Source organism: Patescibacteria group bacterium, from assembly GCA_022560785.1.
Classification (GTDB): Bacteria; Patescibacteriota; Minisyncoccia; order Phycocordibacterales; family JADFSL01; genus JADFSL01.
The window spans coordinates 1-4004 of record JADFSL010000037.1 but is presented as its reverse complement, the minus strand read 5'-3'; the positions used below and the strand labels follow the sequence as shown (position 1 = coordinate 4004).

4 protein-coding genes and 1 rRNA gene are annotated in these 4004 nt (G+C 41.0%); all 5 read right to left on the bottom strand.

The window, feature by feature from the left end; genetic code table 11:
• A 23S ribosomal RNA gene (locus IIB50_02965) occupies positions 1-471 on the bottom strand; the annotation flags it as partial.
• A 426-nt stretch (positions 472-897) separates the two neighbouring features.
• Complete coding sequence (locus IIB50_02960) at positions 898-1581, bottom strand: hypothetical protein (GenBank protein ID MCH7530050.1); 684 nt, start codon at positions 1579-1581, stop codon at positions 898-900.
• 199 nt (positions 1582-1780) lie between these two features.
• Positions 1781-2422, bottom strand: coding sequence for a hypothetical protein (locus IIB50_02955; GenBank protein ID MCH7530049.1), 642 nt, complete (start codon positions 2420-2422; stop codon positions 1781-1783).
• Positions 2423-2614: 192 nt separating this feature from the next.
• On the bottom strand, positions 2615-3118 hold the full coding sequence (gene rplL / locus IIB50_02950) for a 50S ribosomal protein L7/L12 (protein ID MCH7530048.1): 504 nt from the start codon (positions 3116-3118) through the stop codon (positions 2615-2617).
• Positions 3119-3147: 29 nt separating this feature from the next.
• A complete protein-coding gene (locus tag IIB50_02945) occupies positions 3148-3645 on the bottom strand; it encodes a 50S ribosomal protein L10 (protein ID MCH7530047.1) in 498 nt (165 codons plus the stop codon).
• Positions 3646-4004 lie beyond the last annotated feature (359 nt).

The window sequence follows — 4004 nt, the reverse complement described above, 5'->3', positions numbered from 1 at the left end:
ACTTTGTAACTCTCCTCCTATATAAACAGGACATTACTACCTTACAGCCCCGAGCTGTACATTTTTGGGCACGATTTTAGAACATCGGATGTCCTACCTTTTGGACATCCGATGTCCATCGTGCAACCAAAAATCTACAGCTCGGTTTGGGCTGTTCCCATTTCGCTCGCCGCTACTGTGGGAATCGCATTTGTCTTCTGCCCGACAAGAAAATTGCTTTTCCAATATCAGACAGAAAACAAATTAGTTTGCTTTCTATTCCTCCAGGTACTGAGATGTTTCACTTCCCTGGGTGCGCGCCAAACACCTTAACAGTGTTTGGCATCTGCCATAGGCAGATAGGTTTCCCCATTCGGACATCTCCGGATCAAAGGTTGCTAGGCACCTCCCCGAAGCTTATCGCAGCCACGCCACGTCCTTCATCGCCTTTTTCAGTCTAGGCATCCACCGTACGCCCTTAGATCTCCTATTAGGAAATCTAAAAACCGCACATTGTTTGCTTACCCCGTTAGAAGTCGCGGATATATTCCGCGCCATACTTCTAATGGGGCTTGTCTACTAATCACTTCATTGAAGTGATTATATTTTTACCTGCTTGCCTTCACATTCTTGTAATGTGAAGAACTCCACCTCCGGTGGCTGATTCAATTTCACCGTGGTGGAACAAATTGTCAAAGGTCAATAATTGTGTGTCTAAAAATTAAAAAAACCGCTCTACAGTAGCGGCCAAAACAACGCAATATTGCAGTCGTTATTTTTTCCGCCTCAATATTCGGTTAGTTATTTTATTCATAAACACGTATTTGTAGTATACACCACAGAATACACCTGTCAAACAAACCACCCCGCGCCTTTGAGGCGCGGGGTGGTTTAATAAAAATACCTAGAAAATAAGCGTTATTTTGTGATTTCGTCTCGCATCTTTTCAATATAGCGAGCTGCTGCTTCTTGCCCACCGAGACCAAATGAAAGCCCCACAGCGAGTGAAAGCGCCACCACTACACCAGTAAAGAGAGTCTGGACAAATGCGGTTGCAACGCCGAGTTGATTGAGCGCGGCGAGCACTGCAAATATCCAAATAGCCCATCGTGCCACACTTCCGAGGAAATGAGCTGAGCGTATACCGGCTGCCTTTGCAGATCCAATAACCACACTCTGCATAACCTCAGCAATAACTGCGGCAACAAGCAGTATAAGTACTGCAACAATCACCTGTGGCAGGTAGAATAATACCACTTCTTGTAGGAATACATTTACCTGTGTCAATTTTAGTACATCAAGTGATGCTACCAAAAAGACAATGATTATGAACCATTTCACTAATCCCCCGAGAAATCGTCCCGCATTAAGCTCAAAACCTGCACGACTGAAGACGTCTTCTAGACCAGCACTACGAAGTGCGCTGTCAACTTTCAGTGATTTTACAATCTGAGCAACCACTCGTCCGAGTACTGCTCCGATAACCCAACCGATTGCAAAGATGACAAGTGCAACAACGAGGTTAGGTACGAAATCGACAATTCCCAACCACAGATCGTAGAGAGACCGTGTAAGCACGTCTGCCCATGTTTGTAGTATCATGTTGTATGTAATTCTCTTGCCAACATACAGTGACAAGAGTACCTAGGATTTAAACTGTTAAAATCTAATAGAATACTTGAGCCAAGGAAATTCTTGGCAAACGACCTTTATAAAGCGTACAAATATTTAATTGCACACTCCCATAATAGCACCCGCTCTTGTGGTCATCCTACAGTGCTATGTGGATAACCAAATGTTCTTATTGAGAGGTTCGAGAATCAACAAAAAATCCTATTCGATCCATTACAACCTCATGAGGGTAGTCTAGTATGTCCCGTACGAGCTTGTCGTAGATATTGAGTCTATATTTAAAGTCCTCTGTAGAAAATGTAGCATAGCGAAGCTCTTTTCCAACTTCTGCTTCTATACTTTTTATTGTTGATTCAAGATTAGACTTTTTCAACTTGTCACCCACGATAAGCATGTCTACTCTGGAGTCCCAATCCTGTATAAATACACCTGAGACTATAATGAGTTTTACGGCACCAATTCGATTTATCCTCTTTTCTATTTCTTTACTCTTCAGCGGAGTGGCATTTATGAGAAACTGATACAGCGGCTTCAGATACAAAAACTTTTCATTTACAATCCAACCTGCGACTTTTCGTTTTGACTTAATGGTCTTTGATCCACTTATTCTTTCAACTGTTTTGTAAAATATTTTTCGCTTCACAAACTCTATATTTTCCATCATCACAAGTTCTTTTCTAGCAACGAAAACAGACACTTTTGTGCGATAGGCAATCTTGTTTATGTCAAATATTTTATTCTTATTAAATAGAAAAAGTCGCAGTATCTTAACTCGCGCACTGCTCCCAAACAGTTTAGAAAGAATCTCCATATGCGTATTGTAGCACTACAAAAATAACCTACATAGTGGACAACACACATAAAGACACCTCTATTGAGGTGTCTTTATGTGTGTTGTGTATGGGCTACTTCAACTCTACCGTACCTCCCCCGAACACTTCATGAGATGAAGTGTTCGGGCGACCCGACAAGCAAAGCTTGTTTAGGGTTTAGCCCAGAACAGTTACTTTAAAGTAATTGTTCCTCCTGCATCTTCTATCTTTTTCTTCATTTCTTCTGCGTCTGTTTTCTTCACTCCTTCTTTAAGTACACTTGGTGCTCCGTCTGTTAGATCTTTAGCATCTTTCAGTCCAAGACCAAGAATTTCTTTTACCGCTTTGATTACAGCGATTTTTTTCTCACCTACGCTCTTGAGTTCAACCGTAAACAAACTCTGCTCTTCGCTGTCTCCATCCCCTACAGCTCCGCCTGGTGATGCGACGGCAACTGCCTGCGCTGACACACCAAATCTATCTTCGAGAACTTTGACAAGTTCATGAAGCTCAAGAACAGTCATTTTTTCAATTTCCTCTATAAGCTTTTTGAATTTTGTCGGTATATCTGCCTTTTTTTCCTCCTTGTCTTCTGTAGCTTGAGTTGAAGAAGATGTTTTTTCAGAAACTGATTGAGAAGTTTCTTTTTCCTTCTTTTCCTCTGGTATTACATTTGCTTTAGTTTCTTCTGTCATAAATATAATATATTACTTGTAATATTTTTTTAATTTTTTGCCTCGGCAATTCCATTGAGTGCTATCACCAGTCCAGCAATAGGCGAATTGATAATATTGACAAACTGACCGTAAAGCACCTCAAGTGATGGGATTGTTGCAATAGAAGTCATCTCGACATGATCTATATATTTCCCATCAAATATTCCACCGAGTATGGTGATATTATTCTTATGCTTTTGTACAAATTCGTACACACCTCGTGCTGGGGCAATGTTGTCATCACTGCCGGAGAGATACACGAGGGCAAGTTCCCCATCAAGTACAGGCAGATTCCCCTTCACGCCAGAATCCAATAATACTCGGTGGATGAGTGTCTTTTTTGTGACAAAATATCCTACTCCTTGCTCTCGAAACGTACTTCGCATAGCACCTGTGTCCGCCACTGAAAGGCCGTGGAAGTTTACAAATACAACCGATGGAGATTTCTTGAAAATATCTTTGAGTTTTCCTACTATTTCTATTTTTTTCTCTTTTGTAAGTGCCATATGTTAGCTTTTAGTTTATAGCTTGCTAGCTTTTTAGTAACAAAAAAGGCCCATAAAGGGCTGGAGAACGCTACCTTAAATCAGGAAGCGACATCGACTTAAGTAGGAGCTTATTCCCATTTTTCCTTTTTTCATTGGGATGCCTACACTCTCCAGTCCGTATGGCACTAATGTACACTAGAGTACTAACCTCGTCAATATTATATTGATTAAGTATATATGCTATAACGACTCCTATATCCCGCGGTGCGCTAGCGCACCGCGGGATTCTTTTTTTACCACTAATAAAAATATTCTACTATGAGAATAATAATAAACCCAATCGAAAGTATCGCTGCAAACCCAAGTACAAAACGAAA

Excerpts from the sequence above, each read along its gene's own strand:
- IIB50_02960 (MCH7530050.1), bottom strand. The coding sequence starts at position 1,581 with ATGATACTACAAACATGGGCAGACGTGCTTACACGGTCTCTCTACGAT.
- IIB50_02955 (MCH7530049.1), bottom strand. The coding sequence starts at position 2,422 with ATGGAGATTCTTTCTAAACTGTTTGGGAGCAGTGCGCGAGTTAAGATA.
- rplL (MCH7530048.1), bottom strand. The coding sequence starts at position 3,118 with ATGACAGAAGAAACTAAAGCAAATGTAATACCAGAGGAAAAGAAGGAA.
- IIB50_02945 (MCH7530047.1), bottom strand. The coding sequence starts at position 3,645 with ATGGCACTTACAAAAGAGAAAAAAATAGAAATAGTAGGAAAACTCAAA.